At 41.7% G+C, this 15,981-nt stretch carries 13 protein-coding genes; 10 read left to right on the forward strand and 3 right to left on the reverse strand.

The window, feature by feature from the left end; genetic code table 11:
- The first annotated feature begins 67 nt into the window (after positions 1-67).
- On the forward strand, positions 68-1,423 hold the full coding sequence (gene gorA / locus AC2SLM_RS05780; RefSeq protein ID WP_486551602.1) for a glutathione-disulfide reductase: 1,356 nt from the start codon (positions 68-70) through the stop codon (positions 1,421-1,423).
- A 234-nt stretch (positions 1,424-1,657) separates the two neighbouring features.
- Positions 1,658-2,716, forward strand: a complete 1,059-nt coding sequence (locus AC2SLM_RS05785) for a hypothetical protein (RefSeq protein ID WP_486551604.1) — start codon at positions 1,658-1,660, stop codon at positions 2,714-2,716.
- Positions 2,717-3,082: 366 nt separating this feature from the next.
- Here AC2SLM_RS05785 and smpB read toward each other — a convergent pair whose 3' ends face one another.
- Entirely contained in the window at positions 3,083-3,559 is a 477-nt protein-coding gene (gene smpB, locus AC2SLM_RS05790) for an SsrA-binding protein SmpB (protein WP_486543322.1), read from the reverse strand.
- Positions 3,560-3,901: 342 nt separating this feature from the next.
- Between smpB and coaD the strand changes: the two genes are divergently transcribed.
- From coaD to AC2SLM_RS05810, 4 genes are all read left to right on the forward strand, one after another.
- Positions 3,902-4,411, forward strand: a complete 510-nt coding sequence (gene coaD, locus AC2SLM_RS05795) for a pantetheine-phosphate adenylyltransferase (RefSeq protein WP_486543320.1) — start codon at positions 3,902-3,904, stop codon at positions 4,409-4,411.
- Positions 4,412-4,526: 115 nt separating this feature from the next.
- A complete protein-coding gene (locus AC2SLM_RS05800) occupies positions 4,527-4,778 on the forward strand; it encodes a YfhL family 4Fe-4S dicluster ferredoxin (protein ID WP_486551605.1) in 252 nt (83 codons plus the stop codon).
- 116 nt (positions 4,779-4,894) lie between these two features.
- A complete protein-coding gene (locus tag AC2SLM_RS05805; protein ID WP_486551607.1) occupies positions 4,895-6,295 on the forward strand; it encodes a serpin family protein in 1,401 nt (466 codons plus the stop codon).
- A gap of 351 nt (positions 6,296-6,646) precedes the next feature.
- A complete protein-coding gene (locus AC2SLM_RS05810; protein WP_486551609.1) occupies positions 6,647-7,777 on the forward strand; it encodes an SEL1-like repeat protein in 1,131 nt (376 codons plus the stop codon).
- A 123-nt stretch (positions 7,778-7,900) separates the two neighbouring features.
- Here AC2SLM_RS05810 and AC2SLM_RS05815 read toward each other — a convergent pair whose 3' ends face one another.
- Both AC2SLM_RS05815 and AC2SLM_RS05820 read right to left on the reverse strand, forming a co-directional pair.
- Positions 7,901-8,212: a hypothetical protein gene (locus AC2SLM_RS05815; RefSeq protein ID WP_486551611.1), complete on the reverse strand. Its 312-nt coding sequence runs from the start codon at positions 8,210-8,212 to the stop codon at positions 7,901-7,903.
- 9 nt (positions 8,213-8,221) lie between these two features.
- Entirely contained in the window at positions 8,222-8,572 is a 351-nt protein-coding gene (locus tag AC2SLM_RS05820) for a hypothetical protein (RefSeq protein WP_486551612.1), read from the reverse strand.
- Positions 8,573-8,982: 410 nt separating this feature from the next.
- Between AC2SLM_RS05820 and AC2SLM_RS05825 the strand changes: the two genes are divergently transcribed.
- The 4 genes from AC2SLM_RS05825 (at position 8,983) to AC2SLM_RS05840 (ending at position 15,490) form a co-directional block, all read left to right on the forward strand.
- Positions 8,983-11,448, forward strand: coding sequence for a YgiQ family radical SAM protein (locus AC2SLM_RS05825; RefSeq protein WP_486551614.1), 2,466 nt, complete (start codon positions 8,983-8,985; stop codon positions 11,446-11,448).
- Positions 11,449-11,636: 188 nt separating this feature from the next.
- Positions 11,637-12,470 carry a DsbC family protein gene (locus AC2SLM_RS05830; RefSeq protein WP_486551616.1) on the forward strand — a complete coding sequence of 278 codons (834 nt, stop codon included), beginning with the start codon at positions 11,637-11,639 and terminating at the stop codon, positions 12,468-12,470.
- Positions 12,471-12,846: 376 nt separating this feature from the next.
- The gene (locus AC2SLM_RS05835) at positions 12,847-14,187 is read left to right on the forward strand and encodes a homoserine dehydrogenase (RefSeq protein WP_486543310.1); all 1,341 of its coding nucleotides are present in this window, start codon (positions 12,847-12,849) and stop codon (positions 14,185-14,187) included.
- A 121-nt stretch (positions 14,188-14,308) separates the two neighbouring features.
- A complete protein-coding gene (locus AC2SLM_RS05840) occupies positions 14,309-15,490 on the forward strand; it encodes a thiolase family protein (RefSeq protein WP_486551618.1) in 1,182 nt (393 codons plus the stop codon).
- Positions 15,491-15,981 lie beyond the last annotated feature (491 nt).

The raw sequence follows: 15,981 nt of genomic DNA on the forward strand, positions 1-15,981 counted from the left end.
TACGGCATTATTTGCTATCGAGATAAGCGACATCATATTTTTGATCACAAATAAAAAAGGACTCATTATGAGCAGACACTATGACTATATCGCCATTGGCGGCGGTAGCGGCGGCATCGCTTCTATCAACCGAGCAGCCATGTATGGCAAAAAATGCGCCATCATCGAAGCCAATCATTTAGGTGGCACTTGCGTTAACCTCGGCTGCGTACCCAAAAAAGTCATGTGGTATGGCGCTCAAGTAGCCGAAGCCATGCACAAATACGCCCCAGATTATGGCTTTGATGTTGATGTTAAAAGCTTTGATTTTAGTAAACTGGTAGAAACACGCGAGAAGTATATTGGTAATATCCACCGCTCTTATGAGACCAACCTGGCCAAAAATAACGTCGAAGTTATCAATGGCTTTGCTAAATTTGTCGATGCCAAGACTGTTGAAGTCAATGGCGAGCACATTACAGCAGACCATATATTGATTGCAACCGGTGGTCGTCCTATTATGCCTGATGTTAAAGGTGCAGAATACGGTATTGATTCAGACGGCTTCTTTGCATTGACCGAGCAACCAAAGCGGGTGGCTATTGCTGGCGCAGGCTATATCGCCGTAGAGGTTGCCGGTGTATTACGCAGTCTAGGCTCTGAAGTTGATTTGTATGTGCGTCAACATAAGCCACTTCGCTCATTTGACCACAGCATCACTAACCTATTACTCGAAGTCTTTGAGCAAGACGGCATTCGTCTACACACTCATAGCCAAATTGAAGAAGTCACCAAAAATGATGATGGCAGCTTAACTATCCGCCTAGCAGACGGCAACGAGAAAACGGTTGATTGTTTAATTTGGGCAGTAGGTCGTGAGCCTTCAACCGATACCATTAACCTAGAAGTTACTGGCGTGAAGACTAACTCAGCGGGTAAAATCAAAGTCGATAAGTTCCAAAATACCAACGTAGATGGCATCTATGCCGTTGGTGACATTATTGAAAATAGCATCGATTTAACGCCTGTGGCCATTGCTGCCGGTCGTCGTCTGTCAGAGCGCCTATTTAATAACAAGCCAAACGAGCATTTAGATTATAGCCTAGTACCAACGGTTATTTTTACACACCCGCCTATCGGAACCATTGGTCTGTCTGAAATACAGGCGATTGAGCAGTATGGCAAAGATGATATTAAATGCTACACCTCAACCTTTACCCCAATGTACAGCGCCGTTACTCAGCACCGCCAAAGATGTACCATGAAATTGGTATGTTTGGGTGAAGAAGAGAAAGTCATCGGCCTACACGGTATTGGCTTCGGTGTGGATGAGATGATTCAAGGCTTTGCAGTCGCTATTAAAATGGGCGCTACCAAAGCCGACTTCGATAACACAGTCGCTATTCACCCGACCGGTTCTGAAGAGTTTGTGACCATGCGTTAATGGTATGTAGATTTATATAATTTATTAGTCAAAAGTCACTCAAATCTGAGTGGCTTTTTGCTATCTGTCTCTCTCTATGCAACTGCTTTTGATAAAGAATAGTTAATCACTCTTTGTGATTTTAATAACATTAGCTGGTCTTATTTGATATAGTTAAAAACCTGATAATACGTTATGTATTTTTAAAAAGCCCTACCTCCATCAATAACAAAGCCACCTAGCACAAGGCCGTTTATGAACAATCAATCACCAGAATACCGCCGCGATAATCATAACCAAACCCCAAACGATGAGCAGTCAAAAGGAAATATGATTGGCAGCTTTTTATTAGGTATGGTGGCTACCTTATTAATTGGCGGTGGTATGTGTGTGGCTATGCTATCTGATATAGGTGGTGGTAGTGGTAGTGGTAGTTATGAAGAGGAGGATATCGATGCTCAATCGCTTAGTGTGCTGCAGCAAAATCAGCAACAAGCACTCAAAGCAGACAGTCCTGCCACAGATAAATGGCTCTATGCACACGTTCTAAAAAATGCTGAATTGCGGGAAGCACTAGAGCTTGATCTCAGCAAAGAGCAGGCCCTCGCTCAAGCAAAAGCACTCACTGAACAAGCCATTGCAGCAAATGAAGTCAACGCGATTTATGAGAGAGGCTTTGAGCTGATTACTCAGGCATTTATGCTGCCAGACTCTGATACTGATACTGATACTGATACTGTGGATAATAGTTATAGCTATCGTACTGATACTATTAATGATATCCATAAAATGGATGCTGGCATTCAGCTTATCGCGCAAGCTGTTGAGCAGCAATGCGACTTTCTAGTGATTGATACGACGGATAAATATGACATTATCAATGCCATAGAGTCTGGTAATGGGCTTCAATCTGAAGTGTCTTATTACCTATCAAGTATCATGGCCAATCCGGCGCTACAAGATGCCCAAATGCGTTATAAAATTATGGCGTTGTATATATATGATGAGGCTAAATGCGATGGTAGTGTTTATCAAGACCAGCTTTTTCAGCGTCAAGCATTAGCGCAGACAGAGATTTATAGTCTTGAGCATCGTGCCTTTGACTATGTATTGGCACAAGCGCTACAAATTGAATCATTACAAAAATCCATTCGCATTAATATCAATGAGGCAGATTTGCCACAGTTTGAGCAAATAACCCAAGCAATAACTGAACAATATAAAGCGCTCTTCGATACCACGCCTCAACAAACACCTCTTCGTGAAATTGATTCAAATGACAGTCATTGGGCAAGTAGCAGTCTGCTCTTTTAACTTGATATTTTTAGAATATAAGAAAGGCAGAATCTATTTATATAGATTCTGCCTTTTTGTCTTTAGTGAAAGTCGAGCTTCGTTAAAGCTTATTTAATCAGACGAATATTGAAAGGCACTTCAAAGTGGTCACCGCTTGAGCATTTAACAGCACCCATAACGCAGAATGCTAAGAAACCAAGTCCCAAGATACCCATGGAAAATAACTCATATTTCTTGAGTCTTGATAGACTACAGCAGGACCAGTAACTTTAGTAACTGTACTATTTGTTTTGTTCTTAGAGCCATCTACTGAGTTTGTTGTAAATTTATCTTCGCTTAATGCCTACCTTTTTTAATGATATTAAGCGCTATATAGAAAAGCATCTAATCCAAATGCTGTTTGAAACCGCGCTGCTGATCGCGTTCCCAATCTCTATCTTTCAGTGTCTTACGCTTATCGTGCAGCTTTTTACCTTTGGCTAAGCCGATTTTACATTTCACTAGCGAGTTTTTCCAATAGACCTCTAACGGCACACAAGCATAGCCTTTTTGATTTACCGCACCGAATAAAGTATCAATCTCTTTACGGTTTAATAGCAGCTTACGGGTACGAATGCTGTCAGGATCAACATGGGTTGAGCTCGATAACAGCGGCTGAATGTGTGCACCGAATAAGAAGGCTTCATTACCACGGAACACTACATAAGCCTCTGTGATACTCATCTTGCCAGCGCGAATTGCTTTCACTTCCCAGCCTTGCAATACCAGACCAGCTTCAAAGGTCTCTTCAATAAAATACTCATGCCGCGCTTTTTTGTTAGCGGCAATCTGATTGGACGGTTTTCTTGATTTCTTCGCCATAAATAATGTCTCATTAAAATTTAAACCGACTGGCTACGTAATATCTATATTGCCAATGGTTTGTCGTGCATGTCCCTAATCTTAAAATAGCCACAGAATAATAAAGTAGCCTTTAAGTTAGGTCGAGCCGACAGTATACCAAATTTGACCGGCTCACTTTTTCGTCGCTTTGTAAGCAAGTATAGGTCGTAAGCTTGCAACAAACAGGTTGAGATTTAGACAATATTCTCCCTGTGACTGCTAAAAAACTACCCAAACTCACCAAACACCTTGCTAATTAGCTTACCTCAATGCCTAAAATTTGTTACGATAAGCGCTTATTTTAAAGCCTATTTAATCATCATGAATAAATCGTCATCGCTGTACACAAAAGTCGTCTACCCTGGCACCTTCGACCCCATTACCAATGGTCATATTGATTTGGTTAACCGCGCCGTCAAGCTCTTTGATGAAGTGGTTATCTCTGTGGCACTTGGACATCACAAAAAACCCATGTTTAGCTTCGAAGAGCGTGTCACCTTGGTAGAAGAGGTGTTTGCCGACCTACCCCAAGTATCGGTCGTCGGCTTTGAAGGTCTCCTAGTTGACTTTATGCGTGAGCAAAAAGCGACTGCCGTATTGCGTGGACTTCGCGCCATGTCCGACTTTGAATATGAATTTCAGTTGGCCAATATGAACCGTGAACTTGATGATAACTTTGAAGCCGTATTCTTAACGCCTGCGCCTGAGTATTCGTTTATCTCATCGACCATGATTCGCGAAATAGCTAAGCTAAACGGTGATGTCAAAAAGTTTGTACCGAACAATGTGCAGCAAGCGTTTCATGACAAACGTGCGAATGACTGGAAATAGGCAAATATTTTAGAGGTTTAGCGATAATGTATTGCTGATTTAATAGATGGGCGTTATATAACGGCCTATTAAATCACTTTTGAGCCGTTTATTCTAAATTGACTAGGAGCATAAAATGGCCTTAATGATTACTGATGAATGCATCAACTGTGATGTGTGTGAGCCTGTTTGCCCTAACGATGCTATTTATGAAGGCGAGGATATCTACGAGATTAATCCTGACCTTTGCACTGAATGTGTTGGCCATTTTGATGAGCCACAATGTGTTGAGATTTGCCCGATTGACTGTATTCCTAATGACCCAAACCATGTCGAATCTGATAATGATTTGATGGCAAAATATAAGCGGATTACGGGGCAGAAGTAATTTACCTCTGCGTTCATTCTCTTTTTTTATTTATTCTCTTTTTTACCCACTGTGCAATTAACTACACCCTCTTCTAAGCAAAAGCCTAAACTTTCTAATGGATCGAGCCTATCTTTATGTCAAATCATGACATCGAAAAATCAAACGCTAATCAACCAAACTTCCATCGCAGTACTCTCGGCTTACTCGTCGCTTGTACGCTTGGCATAGGCTTAACAGGGTGTAGCGATAAACTACCTCAAAACTCTGAGTCTAATCCGATTCTCGCCAGCAAAGCAGATAACACCAATCAATCAGCGGCCTCTCATTCAAATAAGTCATCCACAAATACCACTCAAGACCAAACCCCAGAATTATCCGCTACGCCAGAGGGTGTCGAGCAGGTCGTGAATGCAAACAACCAATTTGCGTTATCTCTGTATCGCTATATTAATAATCATCCTACAAAATCTGCGAGCAACGTGTTCTTCTCTCCCTATAGCTTATCAACGGCAATGGCGATGCTATATGTCAGCGCTGAGGGTGAGACAAAACAGCAGATTCAAGATACATTCCACTACCCTGCTCTAAATATCCTTAATCCTAACAGTGGCGAGCTTTATCATCGTTTTAATGCGCAACATGACGATTATAAACTGGCAACTACCAATAACTTATGGATGCAGCAAGGTCTTATAGCCAACAAGCACTATATCGATACGGTCAAGAAATACTATGGTGGCGAGGTCAAAAATCTTAATTTCAGTGGCAATCCTGAGGGGTCACGTAAAACCATTAATGACACCATCGAGCAGCAAACCAATAATATGATTGTTGATTTATTGCCCTCCGGTAGTATTGCCAATAATACCGTCACTGTATTGACCAATTCAGTGTATTTTAAGGGTGATTGGCAGATGCCATTTCAGCCTAGAAACACGAGTACTCAGCCGTTTTATACCTTCGACGGTGGTCAAGTTGATAGTCATCTGATGTATCAAGAAAAGTCCGTGGATTATCTTGAAAATAACCAAGCCCAAATTATCCGCCTGCCTTATAAGGGTGACGATTTATCAATGCTGGTGGTATTACCCAAAGAAATATCCAAACAAGCGATGGATAATCTGGTTAATGGTTTAACCGTTGATACGCTTAAACAGTGGAATCAAGGTTTAAACCGGCAACTGCTTGATTTGTATCTGCCTAAGTTTAAGCTGCAAGAGAGCTATAAATTAAAGCCTGTATTAGGTAATATGGGTATGCCCAAAGCGTTCACCAGTAATGCTGAGTTCGATATTTTTGATAAAGCCAATGATATTAATGAACTGCTGTATGTGGATGATGTGATTCATAAAGCGGTAGTCGAAGTGGATGAAACCGGTACTGAAGCTGCTGCGGCAACTGCCGTTACTATTAATGCGGAAAGTGCGAAGATGACAACTGAATTTAAAGCAGACCACCCCTTTATGTTTGTAATTCAGGACGATAAAACCAATACGATTTTGTTTATGGGTCAGGTGAATAAGCCGAGTGCTTAGGTTAATACTTACCATTAATAGAATTTAAAAAGGTTGTGATGCTTACCGTGATTTAAATGTACGATGGTTTTAGTAGTTTAATTTTGCACAGAAAAAGCCCCTAGCATGGGGCTTTTTCATGGAATATATCTTAAAAAACTATGAGCAAAAGCCATTTAATGCAGTAACTGTAATGCGAATATTGAGTTTTAGCCTCTTGTGAAATCAATTTCGAAATTATCCTTTTTCAATCCACTACTCTTCAAATTAAAAACTGGTATTCTTATCACTTGGTCTATGATGTTCAAAATACCATTATTTAAACCCTTATATGAAAACCACTCAAATCAACTAAGATAATTTAATTAAATCATGAAAAAGATGAAATTATTACTACACAAACTTATATTGTTTTTATTTATCTTCAATATATACACTTTCACCGCTTCTGCTTCAAACTTAATAGAGATTAATAGACTAGCTCAGCAAGGGGATGTAAATGCTCAGTTTAATCTCGCTAAGAGTTATATGGAGCATAAAGATACTAATAACGATGTGACACAAGCATTAATCTGGGCTGAAAAAGCTGCAAAACAAGGCCATATTAAAGCAATGGTACTGGCTGGGCATATCTATTACGATGAAACTCATAATGAACATAGTTACTCGAAAGCATATAAATGGTTTAAAGAGGCTGCCGAGAAAGGAGATGCTGATGGTTACTATGGGCTTAGTATTATGTATCACAATGGTCATGGAGTTCAGAAAGACACTAAAAAGGCTAATGACTTGCGCTTAAAAGCTGCCCAAAACGGTAGTTCAGGTGCGCAATATGTCTTAGCTGTAATGCTAGCAAAGTCCGATCCTATTGAGTCTACGAAGTGGTTTGAAAGCGCTGCTAAGATTGAAGCTGAGAAAGGTGATTTAGATGCTCTATTTGGTACAGCCACAATGCTAAATTTCTACGCTAGTGAGACACCACAGAATCATGCCCTAGCCTTCAAATGGTTTAAGGTAGCTGCTGAGAAGGGGCATCCACCATCACAGTGGCAGCTTGGAACAATGTATTATGAAGGTGAAGGTGTCAAACAGGATTATAATAAAGCTATGGAGTGGTATAAGAAGTCTGCCGATCAGGATTTTACTATGGCCCTATTATATCTTGGACATATGTATCAAAGCGGTACAGGCACTAAACAAGATTATAATGAAGCTATTTTATTTTACACCAAGGCTGTCGAGTTAGGTAATTCTAAGGCATACACTATGTTAGGGTTTCTTTATAGCGAAAAAAACGATTACTTTGAGTCTTTGAAATGGTTTAAAAAAGCTGCAGAACACGATGATGGAATGGCGCAACTTATGATTGGTTATATGTACCTCGATGGAGAGGGGGTTAGACAAAGCTATAGTATTGCCAAAGAGTGGTTTGGAAAGTCTTGTGACAATGGAGAGCAAGACGGTTGCGATCAGTACAAATCATTGAAGATGAAAGGCCACTAGTCTAATCTTCAAACGATTATATGTTGTACAAAAAATTGGGCAATAGATAATAATATTGCCCAAACTACTAGAGAAGTAATACTCAAACAAGATCTTTAACAAGTCAGATATTAATAAACCTACTTAGTCTGGTATTTCAAATAGTCCTTGATAATAATCACCTTTCTTATCACAAGATACTAATAAGTCTGTTTGAATACCGTCCTTAACGATATATCCAGAAAAGTAGTCAGGTTCATCGAAATTAACTTGGTAGGTTACATTGTATTTTTTAGCAGTTTCATCAATTCGGTTTTTGCATTGCTCCATAGTATACGACTCTCCACCGACAGCCTGAGAACTTGTGACTCCTGATGAATGTGAATCACTACTATTCCCACATCCTAATAGCATCATGGAAGGAAGAAGAATTAAAAGGCTTTTAAATATGTACATACTATCAGCCTATTTTTGTGTACAGACGAATTTTACAATGTCTTCATCTGTCCAATCAGGTGGGGTCACAATCCAATCACCAAGATCAGCTTGGTGAACACTTTCAAGATTCTCCGATGAGTATTTCCTCATCTCATTACTAGAACAGTTAATCTGCATCCTTGCATAGGTATCACTCGTATTTCCTTTACGAGTATATTCAATTGTTTCAATACCATCTTCGGTGGTTTGCGAGGTTAAGAAATATCGACCGTTTTCATGCGAATCTGACATTGGTATTGAGATACCCTCAGATGCATCACTTACCGAATCTTCGGCCGACAATTTAGATGTATCATCTGATGATGAGCATGCAACCATAAACAACCCTAAAAAAAGTGCTAATGCCGTTCTTTTCATATAATAATTCTCACCTAATTAATAGTCACTATATTTAGCTTTTATTACATCCGCTTAATCTAATAATTCTAGCTTGGCTACACCTACTTAGCAATAAATCTCACTTATCTACAAGATGATCCAGACCATCACAAACAATTAATTGAAAGCTATCAAAGATATATTTAACAACTAAGTAAGAGTTTGAATAAAGCGAATACCAGTATTCAGCATTTTTCATAAGCCAAGCTATTAGAAATAGATATAGTCATTTATAACGCTCAACTTGAACCAAATTCATGGTAAAATGAGCGTTATTCTTTTTTGCCTACCCTCTGCACTACCTCTTTTATATTCTATTGTTTATTTAAATCATTACCTAGGTCATCCCCATGTCTGCTGAAACCATCGCTCGCACTGCCTTTAAACAAGGCGTGACTCCTTTATACGACTACGATAAGCACTGGGCAAGCTGCTACGAGCCTGCCCCCTTCTTGCCGATGAGCCGCGCCGAAATGGACGAGCTAGGCTGGGATGCGTGTGATGTCATCATCATCTCAGGCGATGCCTATGTCGATCACCCAAGCTTTGGCATGGCGATTATTGGTCGTTTGCTAGAAGCACAAGGCTTCCGAGTCGGTATCATTGCGCAGCCTGATTGGACCAGCAAAGATGCGTTTATGGAGCTAGGTAAGCCAGTTTATGCTTATGGCGTAACCGCCGGTAATATGGACAGTATGATTAACCGCTATACGGCCGATCGCCGTATTCGCAGTGATGATGCGTATTCACCTAATAATGCACCAGACAAACGTCCTGATCGTGCGGCAATTGTGTACAGTCAGCGCTGCCGCGAGGCTTATCCTGATGTGCCAATTCTTTTAGGTGGTATTGAAGGCAGCTTACGCCGTATCGCACATTACGATTATTGGTCAGATAAAGTACGCCGTAGTATCTTGCTCGACAGCCGTGCAGATGTACTGTTATATGGTAATGCCGAGCGTGCGATTGTCGATATTGTACATGGATTATCAAAGGGCTATACCTTTGAGCAAATGAGCGATTTGCGCGGTACCGCTTATCTATTGACGCCATCACGTCGGCACTGGAAAGCGGGCATGATTGAGATAGAAAGTAATGATGTGGACACGGTCGGCCGTGTTGATCCTATTATCAATCCGTATGTGATGACCGAAGATTTAGACAGCTGCTCTATCGAAAAAGAAAAAGGCCATTCTGAAAGTAAAGTCAGCCAAAGCTTATCAGCGATGGAGCGTCAATATAAAGGCTTTAAAGCCGAGCCTGTCGATAATAAGATTATCAATGCCGATCAAGTTAACGATGACGTGCAAGTGGTCAAAATGGTGGGGCTTGAAATCCCTGAGCCTGAGCACAGACCTAAGAACAATGCACCTAAAACAGCACGTAAGCACAAGCTAAAGCTGCCGCCTCGCGAAAAGACGGTAATTCGCTTGCCAGATTATGAGCAAGTAAAATCAGATTCCGTACTTTATGCACATGCCAACCGTATTTTGCATTTAGAGACCAACCCTGGTAACGCGCGTGCGCTGGTTCAGCGTCATGGTACCGGCGGTGGTAACTCAAGAACTGACATTGATGTATGGTTAAATCCGCCAGCAATTCCATTATCAACCGAAGAGATGGATTTTGTTTTTGATTTACCGTATGCCCGTGTACCACACCCAAGTTATGGCGATGCGCGTATTCCGGCGTTTGATATGATTAAATTTTCGGTCAATATCATGCGTGGCTGTTTTGGCGGCTGTACCTTCTGTTCAATCACTGAACACGAAGGCCGTATTATTCAAAACCGCTCTGAAGACTCTATCTTACGTGAAGTGGAAGCCATTCGGGATACCGCACCGAACTTTACGGGTGTGATTTCAGATTTGGGTGGCCCGACTGCCAATATGTATCGTCTCAGCTGTAAAGATGAGAATATTGAGAAGAATTGCCGTAAGCCATCTTGTGTCTATCCAGACATCTGTGAAAACCTATTAACCGATCACAGCAATCTGACCAAGCTGTATCGTAAGGCCCGTGATATTAAGGGTGTGAAGAAAATTCTAATTGCCTCTGGTCTACGCTATGACTTAGCGGTAAAAGACCCAGAATATGTGAAAGAGCTGGTGACCCATCACGTCGGTGGTTATCTAAAAATTGCGCCTGAGCATTCAGAAGAAGGCGTGTTATCGAAGATGATGAAACCGGGTATGGGCTCATATGATTTGTTCAAACAGATGTTTGAGCAATACAGTCAAGAAGCTGGTAAAGAGCAGTATTTGATTCCCTATTTCATCGCAGCGCATCCAGGTACTACGGATGAAGATATGATGAATTTAGCATTGTGGCTCAAGCGGAATGACTTTAGAACCGATCAGGTTCAAGCCTTCTACCCAAGCCCAATGGCGACAGCGACCACTATGTACCACACCCACAAAGATCCGCTGCACAAAGTGACACGCAGCGAAGGCGATGTGGACATTGTGAAATCAGGCAAACAGCGTAAATTGCACAAAGCATTCCTTCGTTATCATGACCCGAAAAACTGGGGTATGTTACGTGCTGCGCTTAAAAGCTTGGGCCGTGAAGATTTGATTGGTACTGCACGTCACTGTTTAATTCCGCCATTTAACTCACGTTTAGAAGGTCGTGACAGTCAAGATACCTATCAATCGGCTCGTAAGAAAAACAGCCGTGTGGGTTCAGACTCAGTGAAGCGTCAGAATAACTCAGCGGGTAAGCCTGCAACCAATAAGCGCTCAAGTGGTAAGCAAATTAAAAAGGGTAATTTCCAAACTCAGCATACTGGTTTACCGCCACGCGCTACAAAATAGCAGATTAGCTATTTAGACTAAATTCGCCATAAACTTGACATAATAATTGCCTCACTGTTAACCGCAGTGGGGCTTTTGTTTATCTCAATTATATCGTCAATATAATATGCTAAACTGACGCTGACTTTGATTAACACTACATATTACCCCTCATATTTTTAAGAATTACCCTTTAAGAGACATCCGTTATGACCCTTACATTCCAAAAACAATTATTAAAAAAATCTCCAGCTTTAACCAAAGCCTCATTGATAGCACTCGCCATTGCGGTCGCCGGCTGTAATAGCAACAGCACCGAAGCCAAACAAAATGATGCGAATGCTTCTAACTCTGTGAACGCAGCCACTCAGGCCGATCCTGAATCTGACCCACAAGTGGTCGCCGCCTTAGAGAAAAACTTCAAAGCTTCAGGTTTCGAGCAAAAGATTATCTCCGCTGTGCCTACTCAAATGGAGAACATCTACTGGGTGACCAGCGAGGGCATGCCCGCATTCTTTAGCGACAAAGAAGGCAAACACATTATCCAAGGTCAAATCGTTGAAATTGGTCAGCCGCAACCGGTCGATATCAGCTCCGCACTTATCGCAAAATCGGCTAAAAAGAAACTGGCTGAAGTCGATAAAGACGAGATGATTATTTATCCCGCTAAGGGCGAAACCAAAGCGGCCGTTTATGTCTTTACCGATGCCGACTGTCCTTATTGCACCAAGCTGCATTCAGAGATGGATGAGATTAATAAGCTCGGCATTGAGGTGCGTTATTTAGCTTGGCCACGCAGTGAGCAAAGCGTACCTAAGATGCAAGCCATCTGGTGTAGTGATGATCGCGTTAAAGCGATGACTCAAGCAAAATCAGGTCTGCCACTATCGACTAAATCTTGCGATGACCCAGTTCGCAAACATATGCAGCTTGGCTTAAGCTTGGGCGTGAGCGGCACCCCTGCTATCTTTACCGAGTCAGGCAATCAAATCGGTGGCTATCTACCTGCACAGCAATTAGCAGAAGCAGCCATTGCTAACTAATTTGCCTAACGTAACCGCGGTATGGAATATGCTAATCGCTTTATTCACAGCAGATTGGCTGCTAATATAGAGTACGTTTTGGACTCAGCCGTCAGTTAAACTCAGCACAGTTAAGTGACTTTTAAAGCGCTGCCGTGTTACCGTTTATTAACCGCTATATTTTAACCTTCTAAATCCGTATTATTTAGTTTTTTAATATCAGGGTGGTACTATTTGCTAGATAGGCTGACCATACTCTCAAATGGACTAACCCTAAAACAATCCTGACAGCTTGCCTTGATTGCTGACGTATTGTTAGGCAAATCCAAATGGCCACTGTCACCGCTTAACCCTATATACACTTATAATAATGCTTGATAACACTACTGAGGATACCGTGAGTAAATCAATTAAACTTGCCATATTAGGGCTAGGTACTGTCGGCACGGGCGTGCTTGACCTACTTAAAGATAACTTGTCAGAACTACAAAGACGTAGTGGTCATGACATTGTTATTACCCAAGTCGGTACCCGCCGCCAACGTGATGATATTGACCAAAGCATCAAACAACAAAGCAATTTAATGGCGATCGCTGAAAGCGATGATGTCGATATTATTGTTGAGGTCATTGGCGGTATGACTGTCGCCAAAGACGTGATTATCCATGCGATCAAAAATGGCAAGCATGTGGTTACTGCTAACAAAGCGCTACTGGCCGAACATGGTAATGAGATTTTTGCCTTAGCCGATAAGCACAATGTACATGTGGCCTATGAAGCAGCAGTGGCTGGCGGTATTCCTATTATCAAAGTAATGCGTGAAGCGCTTGCTGCCAATAACGTGAACTGGCTAACTGGTATTATTAATGGTACGGGTAACTTTATTATGTCTGAGATGCGTGACAAAGGTCGCGACTTTGATGACGTTTTAGCCGAAGCGCAAGCACTCGGTTATGCCGAAGCTGATCCGACCTTTGATGTCGAAGGTATCGATGCGGCGCATAAGCTGACCCTCCTTGCTTCTATCGCTTTTGGTATCCCATTACAATTTGACAAGGTGTACTGCGAAGGTATCACCAATATTACTTTGCAAGATGTGACCTATGCCGAAGAGCTTGGTTATCGCATTAAGCATCTAGGCTTTGCAGTGCGTCGTTATAACGATGAGAACAGCCGTAGTATTAACAAAAAAGCCGACGGTATTGAGCTACGCGTTCATCCAACCCTAATTCCAGAAGATAAGTTACTGGCCAACGTCAATGGCGTTAAAAACGCAGTATTGGTCAATTCTCACCCACTGGGCCAGACTTTATATTACGGTGATGGCGCGGGTGCCGGTGCGACTGCTTCTGCGGTTATGGCCGATGTAATGGATTTAATCCGAGTGCTAACTGTTGATGATTATGGTCACCATGTCCCACATTTGGCCTTTATGCCAAATCAGCTGTCTGATACGCCTATTTTACCGGCAGAAGATATGATTACAGGTTATTATCTTCGCCTGCAAGCCAAAGACACCCCAGGTGTGCTTGCTGATGTGACTCGTATCCTAAGTGATGCAGGCATTAACATTGATGCTATTTTGCAAAAGCCTGCGCATCAAAAAGGTCAGGTGCCTATTATTATCCTGACCCTACCGGTTGTTGAAAGTCAGATGAATGTCGCCATTAATAAGATTGAGAAGCTCGACGCCATCACCTCAGATGTGGTGCGTATTCGCTTACATGAGCTTGATTAGTTTTTCGTAATTTGTATATTATAAAAATAACTGTTTAACAAAATATCGTTAAACCCTATAAACGTAGCAGTTTTCGGCCTATTCAGCGCTTACGTATAGGCCATTTAATAAGGATAATATTATGTCATCAGATTCAATTGTTATTGTAAATGGCGCACGTACTCCTATGGGCGGCTTCCAAGGCGCCCTTACTGGTGCTAATGCCCCTCAGCTTGGTGCCACAGCTATCAAGGCTGCTGTAGAGCGTGCCGGTGTTAAGCCCGAAGAGATTGATGAAGTTATCATGGGCTGTATCTTGACCGCAGGTGTCGGTCAAGGTCCTGCTCGTCAGGCCATGCGTCAAGCAGGCATTCCAGACAGCACTGGTGCAGTGACGATTAATAAACTATGTGGCTCAGGCCTTAAAGCCGTGATGCAAGCACACGACGCTATTAAAGCTGGTAGTGCTGAAATCATTGTTGCAGGTGGTATGGAATCGATGACTAACGCTCCATATGTTCTGCCGCAAGCACGTGCAGGCCTACGTATGGGTCACAAAGAAATCAAAGACCATATGTTCCTTGATGGCTTAGAAGATGCTGATACCGGTAAGCTAATGGGTCAGTTTGCTCAAGAAATGGCAGACAAAATAGGGTATACCCGTGAGCAGATGGATGACTTTGCTATTGAGTCATTAAATCGTGCGTTAACAGCAATCTCTGAACGCCACTTTGATAATGAAGTTACGCCAGTGACCGTTAAAAACCGTAAAGGTGAAATGGTTGTTGATACTGATGAAGAGCCAGGTCTGGCTAATGCAGAGCGTATCCCTACCCTGCGTCCAGCTTTCGCAAAAGACGGTACAATCACTGCAGCAAACGCCAGCTCAATCTCTGACGGTGCAGCCGCGGTTGTTGTCACCTCAGAGCAAGTAGCAAATGATAAAGGCCTTGATATTCAAGCGCGTATCGTTGCGACTGCCACACATTCTCGTCACCCTTCAGAGTTCACCATTGCACCTATCGGCTCTATAGAAAAAGTACTAGAAAAAGCAGGCTGGTCAGTTGATGATGTGGATCTTTGGGAAATCAACGAAGCTTTTGCTATGGTAACGATGGTAGCAATGGATGAATTAAACATTCCACATGCCAAAGTAAACATCGAAGGCGGTGCTTGTGCTCTAGGTCACCCAGTAGGCTGTTCAGGCGCACGTATCCTAATAACGCTTATCAACTCATTGAAGCGTACTGGTGGCAAAAAAGGTGTTGCCTCATTATGTATCGGCGGCGGTGAAGCAGTAGCCGTTGCTATTGAACTCCCATAAGCGTATTTAAGCATTAATTATAGGTTTGAAATAAAAGCCCAAACCTAAGTTAATTACTAAATATAAATTCGATGGCTCTATAAACAAGGCCTTATAAGAGAGTCTCCTTCGGGAGGCTCTTTTTTTGTTACCTAAAGAACAGAAAAATGCACATCATAGTGAGCGAATGTAAAGCAAGGAATAAGATGTGTTATTTCAATTACAGCTGATTACATGATTTTACGAGCCTTAATACAGTGATACCTGTTTACTATATAAACCTCGAAACCCAGTTGTTAAAGTATCTACCAAGTCATCGAGATTAGCTTTGAGGAACAACAGCACTTCTCGCTAAGCCATCTAAATTATTGATTATTAGATTGGACTGGTTAATAAGAGTAAGGACTGTTTTTAAACCAATGGCTATTTAAGTTAAATAACCTTGTTTTTAAAAATCAAATCCGATGATGGTTATGACAAATTTAATTACTTAGAAAAATAGTAACCTGTAA

This window comes from Psychrobacter sp. CX16 (assembly GCF_057396245.1).

Excerpts from the sequence above, each read along its gene's own strand:
- AC2SLM_RS05805 (WP_486551607.1), top strand. The coding sequence starts at position 4,895 with ATGTCAAATCATGACATCGAAAAATCAAACGCTAATCAACCAAACTTC.
- AC2SLM_RS05810 (WP_486551609.1), top strand. The coding sequence starts at position 6,647 with ATGAAAAAGATGAAATTATTACTACACAAACTTATATTGTTTTTATTT.
- AC2SLM_RS05785 (WP_486551604.1), top strand. The coding sequence starts at position 1,658 with ATGAACAATCAATCACCAGAATACCGCCGCGATAATCATAACCAAACC.
- AC2SLM_RS05840 (WP_486551618.1), top strand. The coding sequence starts at position 14,309 with ATGTCATCAGATTCAATTGTTATTGTAAATGGCGCACGTACTCCTATG.
- AC2SLM_RS05815 (WP_486551611.1), bottom strand. The coding sequence starts at position 8,212 with ATGTACATATTTAAAAGCCTTTTAATTCTTCTTCCTTCCATGATGCTA.
- coaD (WP_486543320.1), top strand. The coding sequence starts at position 3,902 with ATGAATAAATCGTCATCGCTGTACACAAAAGTCGTCTACCCTGGCACC.
- AC2SLM_RS05830 (WP_486551616.1), top strand. The coding sequence starts at position 11,637 with ATGACCCTTACATTCCAAAAACAATTATTAAAAAAATCTCCAGCTTTA.
- AC2SLM_RS05825 (WP_486551614.1), top strand. The coding sequence starts at position 8,983 with ATGTCTGCTGAAACCATCGCTCGCACTGCCTTTAAACAAGGCGTGACT.
- AC2SLM_RS05820 (WP_486551612.1), bottom strand. The coding sequence starts at position 8,572 with ATGGTTGCATGCTCATCATCAGATGATACATCTAAATTGTCGGCCGAA.
- gorA (WP_486551602.1), top strand. The coding sequence starts at position 68 with ATGAGCAGACACTATGACTATATCGCCATTGGCGGCGGTAGCGGCGGC.
- smpB (WP_486543322.1), bottom strand. The coding sequence starts at position 3,559 with ATGGCGAAGAAATCAAGAAAACCGTCCAATCAGATTGCCGCTAACAAA.
- AC2SLM_RS05800 (WP_486551605.1), top strand. The coding sequence starts at position 4,527 with ATGGCCTTAATGATTACTGATGAATGCATCAACTGTGATGTGTGTGAG.